Consider the following 23,806-nt stretch of genomic DNA (forward strand, 5'->3'; position numbering starts at 1 on the left):
GGCTATGGATATTCAAACCCTGTTTAACTGGTTACTAGAGCAGCAATTATTACTCAGCATAATGCTTGGCGGGTTTATTATATGTGAGCGTTTTAGTTTAAGGCTGCTTGGCCCAGGCTTTGTGTATAAATTAGTATGGCTAATCCCCGTATCGTTACTGGTTGCAAACTTACCAAGTAACATTAAGCCACTGCAAAATAGCGCCATTAGCCATTATTTAATAACGCCTAACCAGCCCCTTATTAATAACTTAGGCCTAAATTGGGCCGTGCTTTATGTAGTGGTTAGCCTAGTGCTGTTTAGCATAGCGTTTGTTGTGCATATTCGCTTTATAAAAAACCTGCAGCTCAATTATTTAATTAATAGCGAACACACTCTAACCTCACACATTAAAACCTATACCAGTAATCATATTGCATCGCCAATGGTGGTGGGTATTTTACAAAGTAAGCTCATACTGCCTAGTAATTACAAAACTCAGTTTGATAAAGCCACTTTGGCACTTATTTTAGAGCATGAGGCTGTGCACATAAAACGCAAAGATAACCTAATAAATGCCCTGCTGTTACTGACTACTATTTTAATGTGGTTTAACCCGCTCGCGTGGATGGCTTACGCAAGCTTTAGACGCTTGCAGGAGCTAACTTGTGACCAGCGGGTACTTGCCAATAAAACCACACAGCAACACATTTTATACAGCAAAGCCTTAGTTAACTGCGCGGCAGCAACGCCCGCAGGCCTAATGGCTTATTCACACTACGGAGATAAAAAAACCATGTTACAACGACTTACCAATATAAAGCACAGTGGCAATCACTCTCGCCTAGCCAAAGGTGGCTTACTGCTAATAGCAACAAGCATGCTTAGCGGTTTAGCCATTGCAAAACAGCCCCAAACTGAAATAACGAAAGAGGATCATATTTCACCAACAATACGCATTGAACCTGTCTACCCAGCCCAAGCAGCTAAGCAAGGCATTAGCGGCTCGGTTGTATTAAAGTATGATATAGCCGCCAATGGCAGAACAAAAAACATTAGTGTCATTCAATCTAAGCCGTCAGACGTTTTTGATAAATCAGCTAAGGAAGCGCTGGCAAAGTGGGAGTATAAAATCTCTGAGGCAGGCTTTAATGATGTACTTGTACAGCTCGATTTTGCCATAAACAGCGAGGTTGCTAATACCGATTTAATAGAGCGAATTAAAGTATCGCATTAAGGCTAATGAGTGATGCAAGAGCACAAAGCAAGCGCCCTTTTAGGCCGCTTGCTTTGTGGTTTTAACAATAAAATTAAATACTCACTACAATCATGGCAATGGCAGTGCCTAAGCCAATAAACCATACAAGCGAACGTATAATATCTAAGTTCAACCAATAAAAAATGCAATACAAAGTGCGCGAGACTATATGAGTAACCGCCAAGGTTTCGGTTACTGCATTTACCGAGTTAGTTCCCAATACCACCACGATAGCAACGGCAAACACTGCTAGTGATTCAAAACAATTTTGATGAGCAGCGAGCGCACGCTCACCAAAGCCCGTTAATTTTGCTTGTTGAGAGCGCGGGTGTTTATTGTCGTATTGGCCAAGCTTTGCCATCGCAATGGCCACTGGTATTTTTGCAAAATAAGGCATTAATACAGCAAGTAATGCGCATACTACTAATGTTGTCATAATTTATTCTCTTATTTTAAAACCTAGTTATTTAACCAATACATATAACACACATACACAAAAAAGCCGCCAACACGTTTTATGACATACGCAGGCGGCTAAACAATAACATCATACTTACTATAGCTAAGTTTACCTATAAAGCAGTGCGGCATAATGTCGCAGGTGATGAATATTCACTATCACCCTTAATGCATCGCATTAATAACTAAAGATTGTTAACTTATAGACCTTATTTTTTACCGACGACCCCTATGACCTGGATCTTTTTCACTTTTTTAGCCGCCTTTATGCAAGCATGGCGAAATGCCCTACAAAGTAAATTAAGCGCACATGCAAGTGTGGCTGGCGTAACCCTCTCGCGCTTTATTTTAGCCGGCCCTATTGCTGCAGTATATTTGTATGGCTTGTATCAATATAAAGACACAGCCATGCCTACCTTTAATAATGCCTTTTGGGGGTTTGTTATTGGCGCAAGTGTTATGCAAATACTCGCCACCGGCTTAATGGTAAAGCTGTTTAAAATGAATAATTACGCCATAGGTGCAGGGCTTGCTAAAAGTGAGGCGTTAGTAGCGGCTATTTTAGGGGTATTGTTTTTTGGTTCTGCGCTTAGCCTTCTTGGTTGGCTGGGTGTATTTTTAGGCGCTATTGCGGTGCTTTTACTTAGCGGCATAACCAGCGTAAAACACTTTGATGCTAAAACAGCGTTACTTGGCCTTGCCTGTGGTACCAGCTTTGCCCTTACATCGCTGTGGGTGCGTGAAGCGAGCTTAAATTCAGGGTTATTGTTTCCACACTCAGCTGCATGGGTTTTACTATTTGTAATAAGCCTACAAACGCTTATATTACTTGGCTATTTATTACTAAAAGAGCCACACACTGTTGGCAAACTTTGGCAATATAAAGGCACCACTGCCGCAATTAGTACTTTTAGCTGTGTAGGCTCTATTGGCTGGTTTAGCGCGATGAGTTTACAGCACGTAGCGTATGTTAAAACGCTTGGTCAGGTAGAGGTATTTTTTACCATGCTAATTGCTGTACTTTGGCTCAAACAGCCACTTAAAAAGCAAGATACCGCGGGCTTAATACTTATAGCCATTGCCGCTGTTTTAGTAATGCTACCAAATTGAGAACATAAAAAAGCGCAGGCTTTTAAACCTGCGCTACTATAGGCTGCTTATAACTTTTAAAGCGAGTATTAAGCGCTCTTCTTAAGAGCTAATTTTTAGCGTTATCACACCGCAAATGATCATGAGTACACCAGCAATACGGCCAAACGTGGCTGCATCACCGTAAAGTAATATACCCACTAAAAACGTACCCGCAGCACCTATTCCGGTCCATACGGCGTAGGACGTCCCCATTGATATTTGCTTTTGTGCAAGCCACAACATAAAACCACTGGCTGTTAAAAATGCAATGGCCATTACTATACCCTGCCAGCGTGTGTCGGGATTTTGTGAAATTTTTAAACCAATTGGCCAGCCTATTTCAAGCAAGCCGGCAATGACTAAATAAACCCATGCCATTAAACATCTCTCTTTTTCAAAATTACGTCGTATAAATCTTCGCGGCGATCTTTTAAATTGCGCACCGTACCTTCGCTATGAAGAATTTTTAGCTTATCCATATCAAGGTCGCTGAATAATAACATCTCGGTATTAGGTGTGGCTTCATTTAATGTTGCATCGTGCGGAAAAGAAAAGTCAGACGGGGTCAACACTGCCGATTGCGAGTACTGTACGTCTAGGCTTTCTACCTCAGGTAAGTTACCCACTGAACCTGCAATAACCACATAACATTCGTTTTCGATTGCGCGCGCTTGCGCACAATGGCGAACCCGTAAATAACTATTTTTAGTATCGGTCCAAAACGGCACAAAGAGTATATCAAGCCCCTGCTTGGCTAATATGCGCGAAAGCTCAGGGAACTCTACATCGTAACAAATTTGAATACCTACACGCCCAGCATCGGTATCAAACACGGCAATTTTGTCGCCGCCTTGAATCACCCAATCATTTTGCTCATGCGGGGTTATGTGTATTTTTCGCTGCTCGTCTATTTTACCGCTACGGTGGCATAAGTAACTTACGTTATAAATTTTATCGTCTTCGGCAAGCGGCATAGAGCCGGTAATAATATTGGCGTTATATTCTATTGCCATACGCGACATCGCGTTTTTAAATGTTTCGGTATATTCGGCTAAATAGCGGATAGCTTCGGTTTGATTATTCTGATCGCCTAAACCCATAAGTGGCGCGTTAAAAAATTCCGGAAATAATATAAAATCGCTTTTGTAGTCAGATACCGTATCTACAAAGTATTCTACCTGCTTTAGCATTTCGTCAACCGACTCTACACAGCGCATTTGCCATTGCACCGCACCTATACGCACTATCGATTTAGTTGATTCGAGCACGGTATCGGTTGGCTCGTACATTATGTTATTCCACTCAAGCAAGGTGGCGTAACCTACAGACTCTTGATCCTCCGGCAGGTACTTTTTAAGTAACCGTTTTACCTGAAAGTCGTTAGAAAGCTGAAAACTTAAAATTGGGTCGTAAAGCTCTTTTTGGTCAACCTTTTCAATGTATTCCATTGGCGTCATTTCACTACTGTGATTGTAATAACGCGGGATACGGCCACCGGCTAAAATAGCGCGTAAGTTATATTGGCGGCACAACTCTTTACGGGCATCATAAAGACGGCGCCCTAAGCGCATGCCTCGGTGGGTTTCGCTAATTGCTACATCTAAACCGTATAGCGCATCGCCGTCGGAGTCACTAAATACTCGGTCGTGCCCATCGGCTATGTCTTCGTAAGTGTGAGGATTTGAAAAACGCGCGTAGTCTACTTGCACGCTTAGTGCTAAACCCACCAGCACGCCATCATCTACAATGCCTATTTGCCCTTCAGGGAACTGATCTATCAATCTAAAAATAGTATGGCTTGGCCACGCGCCACCTAAATCAGGATAAGCCTGATCCATCAAGGTTTTAATTTGCGGATACTGCTCTTTTGTTAAGTTACAAATTTCTAGGTGGGTTTTTTCTGCCGACATACACAACTCCTTTGGGCATAATAAAATAAAAGCCGAATGTACGCTAAAGTACACTCAGCTTTGTATCATGTTTTTTACGTTACGCGTACTACTTTAAGCTGCGATAAAAAAGTGTAGTCACTTTCTCTTTTGGCAACCAGCCTGCGTATTCAAGGCCAAGCTCTGCCAATGGATCGGCTTTTAGTACTTGCTCTAAGCTTGCGTTATTTTGCATTGCTTTTAGCATTAAATCTTTGGCTTTTTTAACAAGTTTAGCATACGTTTCCAGCCCTGAACGGTCACTTACCGGCCCATGCCCTGGTATCACTATGGTGCGCTCATCTATTTGCTTAATAACGTCATTTACGGCTGCTAATATTCCATCAACACTGCCGCCGCTATCTACATCAACAAACGGTAAATTGCCAAAGTTAAAGTAAATATCGCCCATGTGCACTATGTTATCGTTATTAAAAAATATCACCGAATCACCGTCGGTATGTGCATGGGCGTAGTGCACTACATGGGCATGTTCGTTGTTAAAATGCAGCTTTAAATCGTGGCCAAAGCTAATGCGTGGCAAATAATCTGAGTTTGCACCGTGTTTTTCTTCTAATCGCTTATGTACGTTGTCGTGCGCAATGACATGCGCACCGGCTTTGGCAAAGTTTTCGTTGCCGCCAGTGTGGTCGCCATGATGATGCGTATTAATTACAAACTCTGCACTACCGGGTTTTAAATCGCTAATGGTTTTTTTAATGTCGTTTGAAAGCTTAGCAAATTGGTCATCAATAATGTAAATGCCATCTTCCCCTACACTTGCGGCAATGTTACCGCCTTGGCCAAACAGTACATACACACTGTCGCTTAGTTTTTCTGCCGTTACCGGATTTTCATCTGCATGTGTTGCACTGCTAAGTAATAAGCCTGTTATTAATGCGGGTAGTATTTTTTTCATTTTAGTTCTCTGTTGATTTATTAATGATTATATAGAACGTGATTAACTGTAATTTAGTTCATCGTGCTGGCTCTATCACTATTTGATGTATTAGCGTTTGTGGCAATAAAGGCGTGTGCTTACCTTCAATGTAGTCACTAAAGCCTGCACGATAAAACGCGGATAGCGGATGCCCCGACTGCCCACCGGGCACTGCCATAATGGCGTTTTCTAAATGCCCTGGTTGGGCAATAAAGCGCTGCGATGCACCAAAGCTTTTGCCTTGTACGGCGGGCATGTAGCTATCGCCAAAAGCTGGCGCTACAGGCATATTTAAAAGCTTAGCCAGTATGGGCATTTGTTTAGCAAACGGGTGCTCAATATTAAGCGCATTTACCTTACCCCACTGCCAATTTTGTAAGTTATCCCCATACTCAGCCCCAAGTGCTGTCACTGTTTGGCTAAATGCACCTAATAACTGCTCGTCCCAATTTTTATACTCAGGGTTTACCCATGAGCCCGGTCTATCCTTAATAAGCTGCCATATAGCTGGTTCTAGATCGCGTTTTACATATTTAAGCGTGGCGTCTTGCTCATTAAGTTTGTTCTCCATGCTTGCAAATACAGTATTAATTAATGTGCTGCGGTAATGTTTAACTAAGGTATAACCTACCGAGCTTGCACATGCGCATTGCTGCCAGTTTTCAAGTGCACTTATGTACTGTGCGTTTTTGGCTTTGTCTTTTTTAAGCTGATTAAGTAGCAATGTATGCCATGGCGTTAAAAAGCGGGCTTGGTTATCAAGCTGTAGCGCGTAAAAGTCGCTCTCAGCAAAGCTTTGTTTTTCAAATAATCTATCACGAATTTGGCTCGAGCGAGCGCCTAGCGCGTACCCGCCATTGCCAAAGCGCGCATTATCAGTGGCTGACACAACGCGCGAATTACCTGTCCATAATCGCCCATTTTGCGGGTTCTTAACATAAGGGCGCTGGCGCTCATTTTGCTGCCAGTCGGGTGAGTATTCGTTTGCATTAACACTTAGCTCACTCGGTGTTTTACGCGCCGGTATAGCGCCAATATGTTGCCATGCGGCACTGCCTTGGCCATCTACCACCATTAAATTTTGTACCGGAATACCCACATCGCTTGCTATTGCTAATGCATCATCAACCGTATTTGCTTGTTCAAGTTTTACTAATTCCATATCAACGGCATAAGGCTTATGTGCAGCCCAGCTAAGTGCGTAGGGTTTTTTATTAATGTATTTTACTGGGCCATATTCGCTTAACGTTAATGGGTAGTTTTCTACCTCATCATTTGGCAGCGCTATTGGCTCATTGACTTGCCATGTTTTACTGTCATCATTTAGCGCTATCCAATCAGCGGTATCTATGTAGCCATTAGTAAAGCCCCAAGCGATTTTATTATTGGTACCCACCACAATAGCGGGTGCGCCAGGTAGCGATACGCCAGTTACTTGAGCTTGCTCGCCATTTTGCGTGTAATTAAGCTGTGCCCTGTACCAAATAACCGGCACCGCCATAGATAAATGCATATCGTCAGAGAGCATGGCTGCACCCGTTTGGGTATGCGCACCGGTTACAGCCCAGTTATTGCTGCCGCGCTCTTGGTTTGCCTGAATATTTTTAACCGTGTGCTGTGCTTGCTCTGGAAGTTGAGGAATGGTGCCTGTAAACGGGGCAAGTTTACTGCCATCAAGCGCCGCTTGGTATTGGCTAGGTTGTGTTAAAAAATCAACCATGTGTTGCCCGTATGCTTGCTCAATATGTATGAGAGCTTCATCTCGCTCAAAGGTGGCACTTTGCAAATCAAGGTACATGCTAAATATAACTAATAGGCTATCTTCACTTTGCCATGGTTTTTGCGCTCCGCCTGTAAGTAAATACTCAAAGCTTGCAAAGCCAACTTGTGCCAGCCCTTCGTTTACACCTTGGGCGTAGCTGTTTAATAGTTGTTTATCGCTTTCGGGTAAGGTGTTTAATATAGCGCGGCTGCGTTTTCGCAATTGATGAAAGCGCATTTTTTTATCAAGCCCAAGGGCCGCTTGACCAAATAACTCACTAAGCTCACCTGCGGCGTTACGTCTTAATAGGTCCATTTGAAAAAAACGGTCTTGCCCATGCGCATAGCCTAGCCCGTATGCCGCGCTATTGCGGTTTTCGGCCTTTATAACCGCCTGCCCTAGCGCATCACGCGAAATAGTAACCGGCTTATTAATTGCTGTACTTTGGCCTTTACCATCAAGTGTGGGCATACTTAAACTTAATACGCCATATACAAGCGCTGTGCCAGCTAACCCTAAAACCACAACGAGTGATACTAGCCATTTGATTACTTTAAACATTAATTTGTCCTTTGCACCATTTGTTGCACATATAATAACCATAGTTTTATTAAATAATAATGTTCTTACTCGCAAAGGGTGAAATAAACATCAAAATCCACGATAATAGCCATTCCACATTTTGTGCAGATCTAGTTGAGACTCATATGACTGAAAAAACATTTATCAAAGGTAAAGACCGCGACCTAGAATCGTCTATCTCTACCATGCAAAACAAGTTAAAAGCGCTAAACATCAATGTTGAAGAAGCACTTTGGCTTAACCCTGTAGCTAACTGTTATTCAGTTCATATAAAAGACAGCGACTGCGGTGTAATGTTTACCAATGGTAAAGGCGCAACCGATAAAGCATCTATCGCCTCTGCGTTAGGTGAATACTTTGAACGATTAAGCTGTAATTACTTTTTTGCCGACTTTTACCTAGGTGAAGAATTTGCAAACAGCGACTTTACTCATTATCCAAATGAGAAATGGTTTAAAGTTGAAGGCAATGAAGTGCCAGAGGGCATAATGGACGAAAGCCTTTGGGATTACTTTGACCCAGAGCGTGAGCTTAATGCCTCACACCTTTTTGACTTTAACTCAGGTAATAACGAGCGCGGCATTTGTACATTGCCATACACGCGCCAACGCGATAACCAAGACGTATACATTCCGGTAAACGTAATTGGTAATATTTTTGTTTCTAACGGCATGAGCGCTGGTAATACTAAGTTTGAAGCACGTGTACAAGGGCTATCAGAAGTATTTGAGCGCGCCATTAAAAACCGTATTATCGCAGAAGGTATTTGTTTACCTATCGTCCCTGAAGAGGTTGTAAAGCAATACCCTAAAATTCACGAAGCGTGTGAAGAGCTACGCAGCCATGGTTTTCATTTACGTATTGCCGATGCATCACTTGGCGGTAAATACCCTGTAATGAGCGTAACGCTTATTAACCCTGTTGATGGCTCTGTGTTTGCCTCATTTGGTGCTCACCCATCATTTGAAGTTGCACTTGAGCGTACCGTTACTGAGTTACTACAAGGTCGTCGCCTTGATCAACTTGATGTGTTCCAACCAGCTACTTTTGACAACGATGAAGTTGCAACGCCTGAAAACATTGAGCTGCACTTTATCGACTCAAGCGGTTTAATCTCGCATGACTTTTTCCGTGCTGACGCTGACTTTGACTTTGTTCATTGGGACTTTAGCGGTACTACAGAGCAAGAATACAACTTCTGTACTGACTTAATTCACAGCATGGGCCACGACATTTACATTATGGATTACACACACTTAAACGTGTATGCATGTCGTATTTTAGTACCAGGTATGTCAGACATTTACCCAGTAGATGAACTAATTTGGCGTAACAACAACGAAGGCGCTAAATTCCGTGAAGCATTCCTATCGCTTGATCAGTACAATGCGCAGCAGTGGATGGACATTTACGACAGCCTAGAAGAAGCAGGCCACAGCGATATTATCCGTGCTGCTGAATTTATTGGCCTTGCCACCGATGCCGACACACCATGGCATACACTGCGTATTGGTGAGCTTAAAGCGCACTTATGTTTAGCCGCAGGCAACGAAGAAGCCATTGATTGGGTAGACTGGATACTACACACAGGCCAAGTAAACGAAGATGCAATGCGCCACTTCCGCTGTTTAAAAGCCATTCTTGAAATTAAATACGATGACGAGCGCGACTACGCCGACTACCAAGATGCACTGGGTTTAATGTTTGGCAGCGATAACGTAACGCTGGCTATTGAAATAGCAGAAGGCCGTAAATTATTTAATGGTTTAACCTTCCCTGGTTTATCGCTTGAAGGCTTTAAAAAGCATGCAGCACTACTTGATGGTTACCGTAAGTTACATGTCGCTAAGCAAAACCATTGGGCACGTGAAGTAACCGATGCTTAATAGTTAAACTACTAATTATAAAAATAAAACGGCGCTAATTTATCAGCGCCGTTTTTATTTATACAATAAATTAGCTATAGTTAAATTGCCTAAAATAACAGCATGACTTAGCCAATGCCGCCAAAAAATAACAACAAAAAAAACACTATTAGCAACTATAAGCTGACCTTTTGGTTATCGCTTACGCTAATAATATTAGTGAGCATTGTGTTAGATAGAATTAACTACAATCGCGCAAAAGACGCCCACCGCCTACAAATTTTATCTCAAGTAAGTACATACCGTGCACAACTCGAAGCCACCTTGGTATCAAACATTCAGCTTGTTCGTGGATTAGCGGTTGCTGTATCAGCTGAACCTGAGTTACAACAAGCACGGTTTGAGCAAATTGCCGCGCCTTTGTTTAAAACCTCCAGTGAGCTGCGCCATATTGGTGGTGCACCCGACATGATAATTCGTATGTCTTACCCACTAAAAGGTAACGAAAAAGCCATTGGCTTAAACTTTTTAGAAAACAAAAACCAACGCCTAGATGCCATTAGAGCCCGTGATACCAATACTATTGTTATGGCAGGACCACTTAAACTAGTGCAAGGCGACATTGCCCTTATTGCCAGAGTGCCTGTTTATATTCCGCCCGAAAACCGCTTTTGGGGGTTGTTATCGGTAGTGCTCGACATTGAAAAAGTATACAAAAACTCAGGCATAAAAGAGCTTGAAAAAAACTACAACATTGCTATTCAAGGGCGTCATGGTTTAGGAAAAAAAGGCGAGTTTTTTTATGGCAATAACAATATAACCTCACAAGAGCCGCTTGATTTTACGCTCAATTTTCAAGGGGGAAGCTGGCAATTATACGTAGCCCCTAAAGAAGGTTGGAGCCCCGCACCTTCAACTATATGGCCGCTTAGAATCGCCATTATAATTATTTGCGGATTACTAATATGGGCGTTCTTATTCTTTTTAAAAATGCTAAACCGCCAGCAACAAAACGAAAAAATGCTGGAGGCAATGAGTGATCTTGCCCAAATTGGGGCGTGGTCATTTAATTTAGAAACCAAACAAGTGTATTGGTCAGATATGACCAAAAAAATATTTAAGTACCCGCTAAATAAAGAGCCTACTTGGCCTACAAATTTAAATTACTTTAAAGCCGGTGAAAGCAGAGAACGTATCACTCAGCTGGTTGAATCTGCAATTAAAGAAGGCAAAAGTTACGAAGCCGAACTTGAAGTAATTGACTCTGAAGGGCGCGAAATGTGGGTGCTTATTCATGGTGAAGCTGAGCGAAAAAACGAGCGCTGTGTAAGAATATTTGGCTCATTGCAAAATATTGATACCCGTAAGCGTATTGAGCTTGAAAACAGCAAAATTGCCCTACATAACGAAATTTTAGCGTCGCTTACAGCCAACGACCTTATTTTAAGTGGCCAATTAAGCCAATCTAAACAAGTTATTACTGAATCTATTTGCCATGCATTAAACATTGAGCAAGCCAGTATTTGGTTTTTTAATAGCTCAAAAACCTCATTGAGTCCTATAGCAGCCCATAATATTGAAAACAGAATGGGTAATAATAATGCGGTATGGCTTAAAAAAGAGGCGCCAGATTTTTTTGAAGCCATAGAAAAACACGCAGTGTTTAGCACCAGTGATGCCCAAAATCACCCACTACTAAAACCCCTTAAAGCGCATTACTTTGCGCCGCTCAATATTAATGCCATGCTGTGCGCAATCATACCGGCGGGAAGTGGCTCCATTGGCATAGTATGCGCTGAGCAATGTGCTTCAATGCGCCCGTGGTCACGTAACGAAGAAAGCTTTTTAATTGCTGTAGCCGCCCTCGTGGGCAGCTTGCATTCAAGTCAGCAACGTATTGAAACAGAGCAACAGCTAGTCACCGCCAAAGAAGCTGCAGAGCAAGCTGTAATGGCTAAAAGTGAATTTTTAGCCAGTATGAGCCACGAAATAAGAACCCCCATGAACGGCGTACTGGGCATGCTAAATATTATCAAGCGCACTCAGCTCAACCAACAGCAGGAGCACCATATTGAGCTTGCACAATCTTCAGCTCAGTCGCTGTTAAATATAATTAACGACATTTTAGACTTTTCTAAAATTGAAGCAGGTAAACTTGATATAGAAAATGTGCAATTTAACTTACCTAAATTACTTGGTGAAGTTGTTGAGTCGTTTGCGCTTAAAGTGGAGCAAAATAATACCAATCTCATTTTAGATGCCACCCAAATTACTATCAGCGAAATAATTAGCGATCCGAATAGGTTGCGTCAAATTTTAAATAACCTGATTGGCAATGCCGTTAAGTTTACTATTGATGGGCAAATTCTGGTGACCGCGCAGATAGATGAAACCACCGATGGCAGTTTTTTACATTGCTCTATTATTGATACCGGCATAGGAATAGACGCAGAAAAACAAAAAACTTTATTCGACTCATTCACTCAGGCCGATGCCTCAACCACCCGCCAGTTTGGCGGCACAGGCCTTGGCCTAGCTATTGTTAAGCAGCTTTGTGAACTCATGGAAGGCGAAGTAAGCGTAACCAGCATGCTAAATGAAGGCAGTACTTTTTCGTTTTCTATAAAAATACAGCCACGTTTAACTAAAGCGCAAGATTTACCCAGCCACTTAATTAATAACAAACATATTTTAATTATTGATGCCTGCACACTTAACGCCAATATTGCCGCCAAACAATTACGCGTTTGGGGCGCACACGTTAATATTTTAAATGACTATAGCGGCATCATTAATTATTTTGATAACTGCGATACCCAGCCAGATGCATTGCTAGTCGATTATCATTTTTTTGAGCAAGCTGCGCACCCACAAATAAATACATTAAAAAACAGAGTAACCACCAAGCAAAGCAAACTGGTTGTTATGGCACCGATGAGTTATTCGCAAGAGCATAACAACATTGGCATAAATATAGACTGCCTGATATTTAAACCGCTCACCCCATCAGATTTATTTGATTCACTCACTAACGATAAATACATTGAGCAACAACAGCGCCAAGCACAACTGCAAAATGAGTTAACCGAAAAGCCCAAAGAAATATCAGCGCACGCACAAGTGCTTTTAGTCGAAGATAACAAAGTAAATCAGGTAGTGGCCTCAGCGTTGTTAAAACAAGTTGGGCTTACCTTTGATATTGCACAAAACGGCCAAGATGCACTAGATAAGCTAAACAGCAGCCAAGACAAAAAATACCAGTTAGTTTTAATGGACTGCCAAATGCCCGTGATGGATGGCTACCAAGCCACGCAAGCTATACGCGAAGGCAAAGCGGGCAAGCATAATAAACATATTACAATCATTGCTTTAACGGCAAACGCAATGCAGGGCGACAAAGAGAAGTGCCTCGATGCAGGAATGAACGATTATTTAACCAAACCTTTAGATTCCGCAGCACTAGAACCTAAATTACAACAATGGCTTGGTACACAATAAAGGTGTAAGCTAAAAATACTGTTTACTAATAAAGAAAAGCCATGCATTTATCAGCAAATCAGCAGCGCGTTATTGGCTGCCTTTTAGAAAAACAAAGCACTACGCCCGAGCATTATCCACTGTCGTTGAACGCACTGACGAATGCGTGTAACCAAAAATCAAATCGAGACCCTGTTGTAAACTTGAGCGAAAGTGAGGTGCAACAAACACTGGATGAGCTCATAAGTCAGCGCCTTGTAACGCTAGACGAAGGGCTTTCGGGACGAGTTAATAAATACGATCACCGTTTTTGTAATACAGAATTTAGTAGCTTACAGTTGAGCACGCAGCAACGGGCAATTATATGTTTACTGCTGTTACGCGGCGCACAAACACCCGGTGAGCTAAGAACGCGCAGCGCTCGCCTAGCTGACTTTACAAACGTTAGCGAAGTAGAAACTGCCCTGAGCGCGTTAGCAAAAGATGACTACGTAACAAAGCTTGAGCGCGAGCCCGGCAAACGAGAAAGTCGCTACATGCACCTTTTTGCTGACCCAGCAGTAGCGCCAAGCCCAGTGCCAGCTACAGAAGTCGCAGAAGTTAAAAACGATGAAATTAACGAGTTACTTGCAGAAATTGAGGAACTAAAAGCCGAGCTTAGCCGTATAAAAGCACATTTAGGACTTTAATTAATAACCACTAAACCAGATAATGTAAGCCTATTTAAAAACAACTTATTAAATAACGAGGAGCTGGCCATGCGCGCCGAAATTATGGCTGAAATGAAAGTTCAGCCAACTATTGATGTAAACGCCGAAATTACCCGTCGAGTTAACTTTATAAAAGCACGTTTAGTGGCAGCCCATAGTGTATCGCTAGTGCTTGGAATTAGCGGCGGTGTTGACTCATCGACCTGCGGGCGCTTGTGCCAATTAGCCGTAGATGAACTAAACGCAGAGCAAAACACTAATAAGTACCAATTTATTGCGGTTCGTTTGCCATACGGTGTACAAGCAGATGAAGACGAAGCGCAAATGGCCGTTGATTTTATCAAGCCAAGTAAACGCATGACCGTCAACGTAAAACCTGCTGCCGATGCATTACACGAGCAAGCTATGGCGGCGGTAGTAGGCAGTGGTGAAGAGCTACCTGAGCAAGCTAAAATTGACTTTGTAAAAGGTAATGTAAAAGCACGCCAACGCATGGTAGCGCAATACGAAATAGCTGGTTTTTGCCAAGGCCTCGTTGTAGGTACCGATCACAGCGCTGAAAACATTACTGGTTTTTACACCAAATTTGGTGATGGCGCATGCGATTTAGCCCCATTATTTGGCTTATCAAAACGTCAAGTTCGCGCACTTGCAACTGCCTTAGGTGCGCCAGAGCTATTAGTAACAAAAGCCCCAACAGCTGATTTAGAAAGTGACCGCCCAGGCCTCACCGATGAAGAAGCATTAGGACTGAGCTATGATCAAATTGACGACTTTTTAGAAGGCAAGCCGGTGGCTGCAGAGGTTGAGCAAAAGCTAACTGATATTTATGTTCGCACTCAGCATAAGCGCCAACCCATTCCGACTATTTACGATGATTTATAACGGCTAAACAGCTAGTGCTGCATATGCACTAGCTGATCTATTCACCGTATTGTTACGTAAAACAAAAAATTGATTTATAGTTAATTTTAACGCCTGCCAAAGAGAAAACTGCATTACATGACATCTCCTATTTTAATAACAGGCGCTGGTCAACGTATTGGCCTTGCGCTTGCTAAGCACTTTTTATCGCAAGGCCAAGCTATTATTATTACCTATCGTACGCGCCACGATGCAGTCGACGACTTAGAACAACAAGGCGCCGTATGTATACACGCCGACTTTAGCAGCGATGCCGGTATAGCTAGCTTTATTGAAACACTCAAACAGCAAACTCACTCTTTACGTGCCATTGTGCACAATGCCTCCAGCTGGGACTGCGAAGCCAGTAACCCTGATTTTTCGAGTTTGTTTGATAACATGATGCGCATTCATGCCAAAACACCGTATTTAATTAATAATGCCTGTGCACAGCTATTAATGGCATACCAAGCTGATGCTCGCACACCGGCTGACATTATTCATCTTACCGATTACGTTGTTGAAACAGGTAGCCCAAAGCACATTGCCTATGCCGCAAGTAAGGCTGCACTTGATAACTTAACCAAGTCGTTAAGCGCTAAGTACGCACCAAACATAAAGGTGAATTCGGTTGCGCCATCGTTGATTATTTTTAATCAGCACGATGACGAGGCTTACCGTGCTAAAACCCTTAAAAAATCTCTTATGGGTATAGAGCCAGGTTGCCAAGAAATTATTAATAGTATTGATTTATTACTGCGCAGCCACTACATCACAGGCCGCGCTTTGCCTGTTGATGGCGGCCGCCATTTAAAGTAGAACACACATTAAACTGAGAAATTTATGCATGACGATTTAAAGCAAAGCTACCAAAAAATTATTACCGCTGTGGGTGAAGATGCAGGCCGAGAAGGTCTTCTCGACACACCAAAACGTGCAGCAAAAGCCATGGAGTATTTAACCAAAGGGTATCGTCAAACGCTTGATGAAATTACCAATAATGCGGTATTTAGCTCAGACGCTGACGATATGGTACTTGTACAAGATATAGAGCTTTACTCTATGTGTGAGCACCACCTATTACCTTTTATTGGTCGTTGCCATATTGCTTATATTCCCGATGGCAAAGTACTAGGTTTATCTAAGTTTGCGCGTATTGTTGATATGTTTGCTCGTCGCTTTCAGATACAAGAGCAACTTACTCATCAAATTGCTAAAGCAGTTGAAGAAGTAACCGGTGCTAAAGGCGTAGGTGTTATTGTTGAAGCTAAACACATGTGTATGATGATGCGCGGTGTAGAAAAGCAAAACTCAAGTATGCGTACCTCTGTAATGCTAGGTAACTTTAGAAGTGACTCTAAAACGCGTAACGAGTTTTTACAGCTTATTAAGGGTTAATTATGGCCAACGCAATTATTAACGTAACCAACTTACGCTTACGTACATTTATTGGTTTTAACCCAGAAGAACGGGAAAAAAAGCAAGATGTAGTGATTAATTTAGAAATTCACTACCCTGCTGATGACGCCTGTAAAACAGACGAAGTAGACCAAGCGCTTAACTATAAAGTGATCACCAAAGAGGTGATAAACCTAGTAGAGCAAGGGCACTTTTTGTTGCTTGAAAAGCTGGTTGCCGAAATACTTGCAGTATGCCATACACATCCAAGCGTACATTACGCAAAAGCCAGAGTAGATAAACCGCATGCACTGCGCTTTGCCGACTCAGTTTCGCTCACGCTTGATTGGTCAAAGTAACTTTACAAAACCGCTTGTGCACCACTGGCAAGGGCAATAACGGCTAAATACCGCGCGCCTTTGCCAATGCTCACTAATAATAAAAACAGACTAAAACGCACTTTAAATATGCCGCCAATTACCGTTAGTGGGTCGCCCACAATCGGCAGCCAAGCAAACAGTAAGCTATATACCCCATATTTTTTAAATTGAGATTGCGCTTTTTCAAGCCCCTTGGCCGATACCGGAAACCATTTTTTGTGCTTAAAACGTAGCACATGAGTTCCTAACCAATAATTAACACAACTTCCTAGCACATTACCTGAAGTAGCGGCTAACCACAGCAGCCACAGATTAGCTTTTGCTTGGCTTATCATGGTAACAAGTACCACTTCTGAAGAACTTGGTAATAAAGTAGCGGACACAAACGCACTAAAAAATAAGGTGATATAAAGCATTAAGTACTTAAAGTAAAAACCCAGCATACAGCTGGGTTTATTAAAGGGTCGTCATTTATTTTATCAAATTTAGACTCAGTGGGTAATTAAACTCTTTCCCTTCGTTGGCTTTAATACTGGCTAAAACCACCATGATAAAAGAAAAAATAGCCACTAAAGGCAGCAAAACGAGGCCGATTACGGCAAAGACTAGTAAAAAACATACAAAGTAAGCTATAGCCATAGTAATTTGAAAATTAAGCGATTTTTTACCGTGTAAATCGACAATTGGCATTTCATCTTTTTTAATAAGCCATACCACTAATGGCCCAAGTATAGAGCCAAACGGAATAACAAAACCGGCTACAGCGCTTAAATGGCAAAGCATAGCCCATGTTTTTTCGTCTTTTGATAACGGCTCAAGCTGTTGATTTTCTTCCATTACGCTCTCCTTATTAGTTAATACATACTGCCTTTTTATTGAGCAGGTGTCTATATAGAGGCAGCTATATTGTTAAATAACACGCCCTAACCCGCTGTGATAAAAAAGTGATAACTTTGTGAGAGTTTCTTGAGGTGGTTATTCAATACTTAGTCTGAATCATCACTTACAGGAAATAATAATGAAAGCTTCAGCATTTACAGTTGCAACCCTTTTAGCAGTAGCTAGCCAATCAACATTGGCAGCAGAGCTAGAAGTAGAAATTACTAACCTTACTAAAGGCCTTTACTTTACACCGGTACTAATAACAGCACACGATAGCGAAGATAAACTATTTGAAGTTGCAACCGAAGCCTCTGCTGCACTGCAAGCAATGGCTGAAGGCGGCGATATATCAGCACTTGTTACTCAAGCGTCAGCATCGAGCAGCGATATTGCAGAAAACCCAGCGGCAGGCCTTTTAGCACCCGCGGCGTCTGCAACAGCAGAGCTCACAACTACCGATGGCAACGAATACCTATCTGTAGCGGCTATGTTACTGCCAACCAATGATGGCTTTGTAGGCCTTGATAGCTGGAAAGTTCCAACAGAAGCAGGCACCTACACTGTTTACCTCAATGGTTATGATGCAGGTACAGAAGCAAATAACGAACTTGTAGTAGAAGGCTCGGGTGCACCTGGTGTATTAGGTATCCCTGCTGCGCCGGGCGGCCAAGCTGGTACTAACGGCACAGGTATTACAACTGGCGATACAAATACGATGGTGCACATTCACCCAGGGGCCCTTGGCGATGATGACCTAGAAGGTGGAAACAGTGATTTGAATAACACTGTACACAGATGGTTAAACCCCGTTGCAAAATTAACTGTGACGGTTAAATAGGAGAGTTAATTATGTCATCTCTTTCTAATTTTAAAAAAAGTGCGCTTATTTTACTGTTAGCCAGCTCACTATCCGCATGTGGCGATAACGATAATAACGACTCTATTGAAGAGCAAGAACCTGTGGTTGTTGTAGAGCCCGAACCTGTTGTTTATGAGTTTACTATCACTTTTAGTAACTTAACGGCTGGACAACCACTATCACCACTCTCGGTCATTGCATTTGATGAAACCCCACCATGGAAATTTGGTGAGACGGCTTCTGTTGGTTTAGAAATGATTGCTGAAAGCGGCGCTAATGAAGAGTACCTTAGCGATGAAAATGCACTTGCTTCAGCCTCGGCTGAAGGCGGCATTGGCCCTGGCGAAACAACCTCTGTAACCCTTTTAGTTGATGCACAAGATGTTCTTAATTTATCTTTTGCTGCCATGCTTGGGAATACAAATGACGCTTTTACCGGTCTTAGTTCTGTAGATGTATCAACATTGGAAGTAGGCAGTTCAATATCACGAACGACGCCCGTTTACGATGCAGGTACGGAGGCGAATACAGAAACAGCTGACACTGTGCCTGGTCCCGCTGCTGGCGGCGAAGGGTTTAACGAAATACGCGACGATATTGCCGATATAATCACAATGCACCCAGGTGTTGTGTCTAATCAAGATGACTTATCAACCTCTGCACTAGGTGCTGAACATAAGTTTGATAACCCAGTATCAAAAATCGTGATCACTCGTACACAGTAAAACAGCTTGTAATGGGGATGTGAGGCGACACGGATGTCCCTTTTTTACGAGGTTAACTATGCGGCACGAAAAAATACTGGTAGTAGAAGACGACAGAGAAATAGGGCAATTAATAACAACTCAACTTGCTGCGTTAAATTTGCATGTTGATCATGTTGTAAGCGCTGAGCTCGCACTTAAAAAAATAGCAAAACAACCTTACGGGCTTATTTTACTGGATATAAACCTGCCACAAATGGATGGCTTAAGCTTATGCCGTAAAATTAAAGAGCACTACCCTACCATTTCCGTTATTTTACTTACCGCGCTCAGTAGCGATATGGACCGTGTAATTGGCCTTGAAATGGGTGCTGATGACTATATTTGCAAACCCTTTTTTGCTCGCGAATTACAAGCCCGCGTTAAAACACAATTACGCCACCGCTCACAGCTTCTAGCAATTCAAAATAACGAAAACGACAACCCGAGCAGCGAACAAAGGCTAAATATTGGCTCACTCAATATTGAGTTTAGCTCACATCAAGTTTATTTAGACGAACAAGCACTTAACCTCACCGCCACTGAATTTGATTTACTGGTATATTTTGCTCGCCACCCAAACCATGTTTTTAGCCGCCAGCAATTGCTCGACAAAGTATGGGGGTATCAGCACAGCGGGTACGAGCATACCGTTAACTCACATATAAATAGGTTACGCGCCAAACTTGAGCTACATCATCAAGCGCCTATTATCGAAACCGTTTGGGGCGTTGGCTACAAACTAAATCCAAGCCAACTTACTTAAGAGCCTTATTATGAACCTATCTTTGTATCAAAAATTAGCGGTGTCGTTGGTGGTTATATTTTGCTTTATTTGTGCACTCGTTTACTGCTGGAGTAAACAACTAGAGCTCACCTCAAAACATCATGGCGAGCAAAACCTGCACTTAGCCCTTGCTGAGCATTTAGTACAAGATAACCCATTAATAAAAGAGGGTGTATACGACTACGCAGCCCTAGAAAACCTATTTCATACCTTAATGTTATTAGGCCCCGCATTTGAGTTTTATTTTGTAGATGAAAATGGAAAAATCCTCACTTACTCAGCAGAGCCTGGTAAAGTTAAACGCACTCATATTAATTTAGCCCCCTTAAAAAAGCTGATTAACAACCCAGCTGCAGCGCCAATTTATGGTGATGATCCAAGAAATAAAGCGCAGCAAAAAATATTCTCTGTAGCGCCTGTTTTTAATAACGATAAGCTGCAAGGGTACTTGTATGTAATTATTGGCGGTGAAGCTTACGATACCTCTTTAAACACAATTAAAAATAATGACAAACTATGGCTTGCCGCATTATGGCTTGGAGCTGCACTTGCATTTTTACTGATTGCGATGCTTATTTTACTGCGCTTTTTTACCAACCCTATTCAGCGATTAGCCCGTGATGTAAGCAATATTGAAGCAGCTAATTACAGCCTTACCGATACCAAACTCAGCAACTATTCAACCCAAAAAAGTAACGAAGTGCACAGTTTAGGCCGTAACATTCAAGCCATGGTTACCCGGATTGACGAGCAATTTAAAGCACTTGAGCAAAGCGATAAACAGCGCAAGGAGTTGCTTACTCACTTATCTCACGATTTAAGAACCCCCTTAGCCTCCTTGCAGGGGTTTTTAGAGGTGCTTAATCAGTCGGGGTCACAATTAAGCGCTCAAGAACAACAAGCATACTTACATGTATCCCTTAATAACTGCGCGCAGCTTAAACAGCTTATTGAACAAATTTTTGAATTAGCCCATTTAGAAAACGGTGAAATAAGCATACACAAAGAAACCTTTAATTTAGGTGAGCTTATTTACGATTGTATTGCTAAGTTTTCTCTAACCGCCGAGAAAAAAGGCCTTAACTTAACGGTAGAGCCAGCAATTTGCGATTTTCCTGTTGTAGCCGATATTGCAAAACTTGAGCGTGTTTTAAGTAATTTAATTGATAACGCAATAAGGCACACACCTAAAGGCGGCAGCATAGCTGTAAATGTTAAGCGTATTGATGAAAAGCAATTATTTGTGCAGGTTTCTGATACCGGCGTGGGTATTAAGCATGATGAGCTAAACGCGATTTTTAATCCGCATTACCAGGCTTCAAATTCAAATAATGAAGGGCGCCAACAAGGTGGCTTAGGGTTGGCTATTTGTAAGGGGTTACTAAAACTTATGGACAGTGAAATAAATGTACAAAGTGAGCTGGGCAAAGGCACTATGTTTAGCTTTAACTTGCCGCAAAAAATAAAGGTATAGCCAACGTCTATACCTTTAGAACATTACTTAATTTTGATTTTGTTAGTTTTTAATACCGGCTAAATCAAGCATAAATGCATAGTTTAGCGCAGTATCTTCTAGGCGTTTAAAGCGACCAGACGCCCCGCCATGGCCGGCTTCCATATCTATTTTAAACAGCAGTTTATTATCATCTGTTTTATAGTCACGCAGCTTTGCAACCCACTTAGCTGGCTCAAAATATTGAACTTGTGAGTCATGTAAACCGGTAGTCACTAACATATTAGGATACGCTTGCTTTGAGACTTGATCATACGGCGAGTACGACAGCATGTAATCGTAATACTCTTTTTCATTTGGGTTACCCCACTCACCATACTCATTGGTAGTAAGTGGTATGCTTGCATCAAGCATGGTGGTGACTACATCAACAAAAGGCACTGCTGCAACCACCCCTTTATATAACTCTGGTGCTTGGTTAACCACCGCGCCCATTAATAAACCACCAGCACTACCACCGTAGGCAAATATTTCGTCTTTTGCGCCATAACCTTGTGCCACTAATGATTTGGTTACATCAACAAAGTCGTTAAAAGTGTTCTTTTTAGTTAATAACTTTCCGTCTTCATACCATGGGCGTCCTAACATTTGCGAACCACGCACATGCGCTATAGCAAACACAAAGCCACGGTCTAATAAGCTTAAACGTGAGCTTGAAAAAGTAGGATCCATGGTGGCGCCGTACGAGCCATAACCATATTGCAATAACGGGTTAGTCCCTTCTTTTTTAAATGTATCTTTACGGTACACTAAGCTTACCGGCACTTTTATACCATCGCGCGCACCTACAAAAATACGCTCCGAGGCATAGTTATCTGCGTTAAAATCACCTAACACGGCTTGCTGTTTAAGTAGGGTTTTATCACCCGATTTAAGGTCAATATCGTAAGACGAAACCGGTGTCGTCATACTGGTATAATAAACACGTAATTTGTCGCTGTTTATATCGTTGTTGCCATAGCTTGCAATGGTATAGGCACTGTCGTTAAAGCTTAGCGTGTGCTCATCTCCAGTCGATAAATGGCGAACAATAAGGCGCGACTGACCCAGTTCTCGCTCTTGATATACAAGGTAGTCTTTAAATAAATCAACGCCTTCTAGCTTAATATCATCGCGCGGCGCAATTACCGTTTGCCAATTTGCTTTATCATGCGCTTTATCTACATCCACCTTCATAAGCTGAAAGTTAACCGCATTTAAGTTAGTGACGATGTAATACGTATTGCCAAGCTTTGAAATACTGTATTCTAGGTCGTCCTCACGCTCAATTAAGCGCTTAGGTTTTGCTTTATTATCATCTGCGCTGAGTACCGACATACCAGAGGCATTGGTGCTGCTGTGCCAAATATATATTTCTGAGCCATCTTTGCTCTTACTAATACCCGTGTAATAACTTGTATCAGCTTCTTCGTAAATAAGTTCATCATCGCTTTGCGGTGTACCTAACGTATGGCGAAAAACTTGATAGCCAAGTAAGGTTTGTGCATCTTTTTTAATGTAGTAAAAGGTTTTATTATCGTTTGCCCAAATAACGCCGCCGTTTGTTCCCTCAAGCGTGTCTTCGAGTAATTGGCCTGTGGTTAAATCTTTTACCTTTATGGTGTAAATTCTACGGCTAACGGTGTCTTCCCCGTACGCCATTAAATTTCCGTTAGTACTTACAGATAAGCCACTAACAGCAAAGTAGTCGTGATCTTTGGCCAACGCATTTACATCTAAAATAACTTGCTGATCAGTGCCTTTAAAATCGCTACTGCGAACATAGGTAGGGTATTCGTTTTCGCCACGCGTTTGCGATGAATAAAAATAGTCGCCTTTTTTAACAGGCACCGAGTCATCGTCTTTTTTAATACGCCCTTTTAACTCTTCAAATAACTTATCTTGCAATGTTTGAGTATGCGCAAGCATTGCCTCGGTATAAACGTTTTCAGCATTTAAGTAACTTATAACGTCTGGTGCTTTACGCTCGTCATCACGCAACCAGTAGTAATCATCAATACGCGTATCGCCATGAATCGTCATTTCATGAGGTACTTTTTTAGCAATTGGCGCCACGGCGCTCACTGGTTTTTCTGTTTGTTGTGTTTGCATAGTAGTTGCTGTATCTGAAGGTGTACTTTTAGGCGCATTATCACAGCCGGCTAGCACAGCGAGTGATAACGCGGCTAGCGTGAATGAAGAACGAATCATTATGAAATCTCTATAGTTTTTATTATTGGTGCTATTAAATATACCTAATAATAAAGCGTG

The 23,806-nt window shown here is 42.1% G+C and carries 21 protein-coding genes; 13 read left to right on the forward strand and 8 right to left on the reverse strand.

Going from position 1 to position 23,806, the window contains the following annotated elements:
• Positions 1-4: 4 nt before the first annotated feature.
• Positions 5-1,216, forward strand: a complete 1,212-nt coding sequence (locus tag PAT01_RS09045; protein ID WP_154945369.1) for a M56 family metallopeptidase — start codon at positions 5-7, stop codon at positions 1,214-1,216.
• A gap of 73 nt (positions 1,217-1,289) precedes the next feature.
• Here PAT01_RS09045 and PAT01_RS09050 read toward each other — a convergent pair whose 3' ends face one another.
• Complete coding sequence (locus tag PAT01_RS09050; protein WP_054983708.1) at positions 1,290-1,673, reverse strand: MAPEG family protein; 384 nt, start codon at positions 1,671-1,673, stop codon at positions 1,290-1,292.
• Between the two features lie 254 nt (positions 1,674-1,927).
• Between PAT01_RS09050 and PAT01_RS09055 the strand changes: the two genes are divergently transcribed.
• Positions 1,928-2,806 carry a DMT family transporter gene (locus tag PAT01_RS09055; RefSeq protein WP_171036168.1) on the forward strand — a complete coding sequence of 293 codons (879 nt, stop codon included), beginning with the start codon at positions 1,928-1,930 and terminating at the stop codon, positions 2,804-2,806.
• Positions 2,807-2,887: 81 nt separating this feature from the next.
• Here the strand turns inward: PAT01_RS09055 and PAT01_RS09060 are convergent, their stop codons facing one another.
• The 4 genes from PAT01_RS09060 to PAT01_RS09075 all read right to left on the reverse strand — a co-directional run bounded on the left by PAT01_RS09060 (position 2,888) and on the right by PAT01_RS09075 (position 8,018).
• Positions 2,888-3,205 carry a DMT family transporter gene (locus PAT01_RS09060; protein WP_004588993.1) on the reverse strand — a complete coding sequence of 106 codons (318 nt, stop codon included), beginning with the start codon at positions 3,203-3,205 and terminating at the stop codon, positions 2,888-2,890.
• Positions 3,205-4,737, reverse strand: coding sequence for a bifunctional GNAT family N-acetyltransferase/carbon-nitrogen hydrolase family protein (locus PAT01_RS09065; protein WP_029773759.1), 1,533 nt, complete (start codon positions 4,735-4,737; stop codon positions 3,205-3,207). The genes PAT01_RS09060 and PAT01_RS09065 overlap by 1 nt, the downstream gene beginning before the upstream one ends.
• Positions 4,738-4,825: 88 nt before the next feature.
• Positions 4,826-5,674, reverse strand: coding sequence for an MBL fold metallo-hydrolase (locus tag PAT01_RS09070; RefSeq protein WP_154945370.1), 849 nt, complete (start codon positions 5,672-5,674; stop codon positions 4,826-4,828).
• Positions 5,675-5,732: 58 nt separating this feature from the next.
• Complete coding sequence (locus PAT01_RS09075; RefSeq protein WP_154945371.1) at positions 5,733-8,018, reverse strand: penicillin acylase family protein; 2,286 nt, start codon at positions 8,016-8,018, stop codon at positions 5,733-5,735.
• Between the two features lie 146 nt (positions 8,019-8,164).
• Between PAT01_RS09075 and ycaO the strand changes: the two genes are divergently transcribed.
• The 7 genes from ycaO to folX all read left to right on the forward strand — a co-directional run bounded on the left by ycaO (position 8,165) and on the right by folX (position 16,751).
• A complete protein-coding gene (ycaO, locus tag PAT01_RS09080) occupies positions 8,165-9,925 on the forward strand; it encodes a 30S ribosomal protein S12 methylthiotransferase accessory factor YcaO (RefSeq protein WP_138579759.1) in 1,761 nt (586 codons plus the stop codon).
• Positions 9,926-10,039: 114 nt separating this feature from the next.
• Positions 10,040-13,402, forward strand: coding sequence for an ATP-binding protein (locus PAT01_RS09085; protein WP_138579760.1), 3,363 nt, complete (start codon positions 10,040-10,042; stop codon positions 13,400-13,402).
• A 41-nt stretch (positions 13,403-13,443) separates the two neighbouring features.
• Positions 13,444-14,070, forward strand: a complete 627-nt coding sequence (locus PAT01_RS09090) for a YceH family protein (protein WP_121636792.1) — start codon at positions 13,444-13,446, stop codon at positions 14,068-14,070.
• A gap of 69 nt (positions 14,071-14,139) precedes the next feature.
• Complete coding sequence (gene nadE / locus PAT01_RS09095; RefSeq protein ID WP_055255384.1) at positions 14,140-14,976, forward strand: ammonia-dependent NAD(+) synthetase; 837 nt, start codon at positions 14,140-14,142, stop codon at positions 14,974-14,976.
• A 117-nt stretch (positions 14,977-15,093) separates the two neighbouring features.
• Positions 15,094-15,813, forward strand: a complete 720-nt coding sequence (folM, locus tag PAT01_RS09100; protein WP_138579761.1) for a dihydromonapterin reductase — start codon at positions 15,094-15,096, stop codon at positions 15,811-15,813.
• A 24-nt stretch (positions 15,814-15,837) separates the two neighbouring features.
• Complete coding sequence (folE, locus tag PAT01_RS09105; RefSeq protein WP_138579762.1) at positions 15,838-16,392, forward strand: GTP cyclohydrolase I FolE; 555 nt, start codon at positions 15,838-15,840, stop codon at positions 16,390-16,392.
• Positions 16,393-16,394: 2 nt separating this feature from the next.
• A complete protein-coding gene (gene folX / locus PAT01_RS09110) occupies positions 16,395-16,751 on the forward strand; it encodes a dihydroneopterin triphosphate 2'-epimerase (protein ID WP_024032091.1) in 357 nt (118 codons plus the stop codon).
• A 2-nt stretch (positions 16,752-16,753) separates the two neighbouring features.
• On the opposite strand, the gene PAT01_RS09115 is transcribed toward folX, so the two are convergent.
• Positions 16,754-17,188: a YqaA family protein gene (locus tag PAT01_RS09115; protein WP_024032092.1), complete on the reverse strand. Its 435-nt coding sequence runs from the start codon at positions 17,186-17,188 to the stop codon at positions 16,754-16,756.
• A gap of 55 nt (positions 17,189-17,243) precedes the next feature.
• Entirely contained in the window at positions 17,244-17,609 is a 366-nt protein-coding gene (locus PAT01_RS09120) for a DUF4870 domain-containing protein (protein WP_024032093.1), read from the reverse strand.
• Positions 17,610-17,790: 181 nt separating this feature from the next.
• On the opposite strand from PAT01_RS09120, the gene PAT01_RS09125 reads away from it, so the two are divergent.
• The 4 genes from PAT01_RS09125 to PAT01_RS09140 are packed head-to-tail and all read left to right on the forward strand — an operon-like array spanning position 17,791 to position 21,517.
• Positions 17,791-18,492, forward strand: coding sequence for a spondin domain-containing protein (locus tag PAT01_RS09125; RefSeq protein ID WP_024032094.1), 702 nt, complete (start codon positions 17,791-17,793; stop codon positions 18,490-18,492).
• Positions 18,493-18,503: 11 nt separating this feature from the next.
• Complete coding sequence (locus tag PAT01_RS09130; RefSeq protein WP_154945372.1) at positions 18,504-19,238, forward strand: spondin domain-containing protein; 735 nt, start codon at positions 18,504-18,506, stop codon at positions 19,236-19,238.
• Positions 19,239-19,296: 58 nt separating this feature from the next.
• Entirely contained in the window at positions 19,297-20,022 is a 726-nt protein-coding gene (locus PAT01_RS09135) for a response regulator transcription factor (RefSeq protein ID WP_154945373.1), read from the forward strand.
• A gap of 10 nt (positions 20,023-20,032) precedes the next feature.
• The gene (locus PAT01_RS09140) at positions 20,033-21,517 is read left to right on the forward strand and encodes a sensor histidine kinase (RefSeq protein ID WP_154945374.1); all 1,485 of its coding nucleotides are present in this window, start codon (positions 20,033-20,035) and stop codon (positions 21,515-21,517) included.
• A 42-nt stretch (positions 21,518-21,559) separates the two neighbouring features.
• On the opposite strand, the gene PAT01_RS09145 is transcribed toward PAT01_RS09140, so the two are convergent.
• Complete coding sequence (locus tag PAT01_RS09145; RefSeq protein WP_138579764.1) at positions 21,560-23,746, reverse strand: S9 family peptidase; 2,187 nt, start codon at positions 23,744-23,746, stop codon at positions 21,560-21,562.
• Positions 23,747-23,806: the final 60 nt, after the last annotated feature.

The sequence above is a fragment of the Pseudoalteromonas atlantica genome (assembly GCA_007988745.1).
Classification (GTDB): Bacteria; Pseudomonadota; Gammaproteobacteria; order Enterobacterales; family Alteromonadaceae; genus Pseudoalteromonas; species Pseudoalteromonas atlantica.

What these genes read in the sequence shown, in the direction of transcription:
- PAT01_RS09045 (WP_154945369.1), top strand. Translation starts at nt 5, where the DNA reads ATGGATATTCAAACCCTGTTTAACTGGTTACTAGAGCAGCAATTATTA.
- PAT01_RS09050 (WP_054983708.1), bottom strand. Translation starts at nt 1,673, where the DNA reads ATGACAACATTAGTAGTATGCGCATTACTTGCTGTATTAATGCCTTAT.
- PAT01_RS09055 (WP_171036168.1), top strand. Translation starts at nt 1,928, where the DNA reads ATGACCTGGATCTTTTTCACTTTTTTAGCCGCCTTTATGCAAGCATGG.
- PAT01_RS09060 (WP_004588993.1), bottom strand. Translation starts at nt 3,205, where the DNA reads ATGGCATGGGTTTATTTAGTCATTGCCGGCTTGCTTGAAATAGGCTGG.
- PAT01_RS09065 (WP_029773759.1), bottom strand. Translation starts at nt 4,737, where the DNA reads ATGTCGGCAGAAAAAACCCACCTAGAAATTTGTAACTTAACAAAAGAG.
- PAT01_RS09070 (WP_154945370.1), bottom strand. Translation starts at nt 5,674, where the DNA reads ATGAAAAAAATACTACCCGCATTAATAACAGGCTTATTACTTAGCAGT.
- PAT01_RS09075 (WP_154945371.1), bottom strand. Translation starts at nt 8,018, where the DNA reads ATGTTTAAAGTAATCAAATGGCTAGTATCACTCGTTGTGGTTTTAGGG.
- ycaO (WP_138579759.1), top strand. Translation starts at nt 8,165, where the DNA reads ATGACTGAAAAAACATTTATCAAAGGTAAAGACCGCGACCTAGAATCG.
- PAT01_RS09085 (WP_138579760.1), top strand. Translation starts at nt 10,040, where the DNA reads ATGCCGCCAAAAAATAACAACAAAAAAAACACTATTAGCAACTATAAG.
- PAT01_RS09090 (WP_121636792.1), top strand. Translation starts at nt 13,444, where the DNA reads ATGCATTTATCAGCAAATCAGCAGCGCGTTATTGGCTGCCTTTTAGAA.
- nadE (WP_055255384.1), top strand. Translation starts at nt 14,140, where the DNA reads ATGCGCGCCGAAATTATGGCTGAAATGAAAGTTCAGCCAACTATTGAT.
- folM (WP_138579761.1), top strand. Translation starts at nt 15,094, where the DNA reads ATGACATCTCCTATTTTAATAACAGGCGCTGGTCAACGTATTGGCCTT.
- folE (WP_138579762.1), top strand. Translation starts at nt 15,838, where the DNA reads ATGCATGACGATTTAAAGCAAAGCTACCAAAAAATTATTACCGCTGTG.
- folX (WP_024032091.1), top strand. Translation starts at nt 16,395, where the DNA reads ATGGCCAACGCAATTATTAACGTAACCAACTTACGCTTACGTACATTT.
- PAT01_RS09115 (WP_024032092.1), bottom strand. Translation starts at nt 17,188, where the DNA reads ATGCTTTATATCACCTTATTTTTTAGTGCGTTTGTGTCCGCTACTTTA.
- PAT01_RS09120 (WP_024032093.1), bottom strand. Translation starts at nt 17,609, where the DNA reads ATGGAAGAAAATCAACAGCTTGAGCCGTTATCAAAAGACGAAAAAACA.
- PAT01_RS09125 (WP_024032094.1), top strand. Translation starts at nt 17,791, where the DNA reads ATGAAAGCTTCAGCATTTACAGTTGCAACCCTTTTAGCAGTAGCTAGC.
- PAT01_RS09130 (WP_154945372.1), top strand. Translation starts at nt 18,504, where the DNA reads ATGTCATCTCTTTCTAATTTTAAAAAAAGTGCGCTTATTTTACTGTTA.
- PAT01_RS09135 (WP_154945373.1), top strand. Translation starts at nt 19,297, where the DNA reads ATGCGGCACGAAAAAATACTGGTAGTAGAAGACGACAGAGAAATAGGG.
- PAT01_RS09140 (WP_154945374.1), top strand. Translation starts at nt 20,033, where the DNA reads ATGAACCTATCTTTGTATCAAAAATTAGCGGTGTCGTTGGTGGTTATA.
- PAT01_RS09145 (WP_138579764.1), bottom strand. Translation starts at nt 23,746, where the DNA reads ATGATTCGTTCTTCATTCACGCTAGCCGCGTTATCACTCGCTGTGCTA.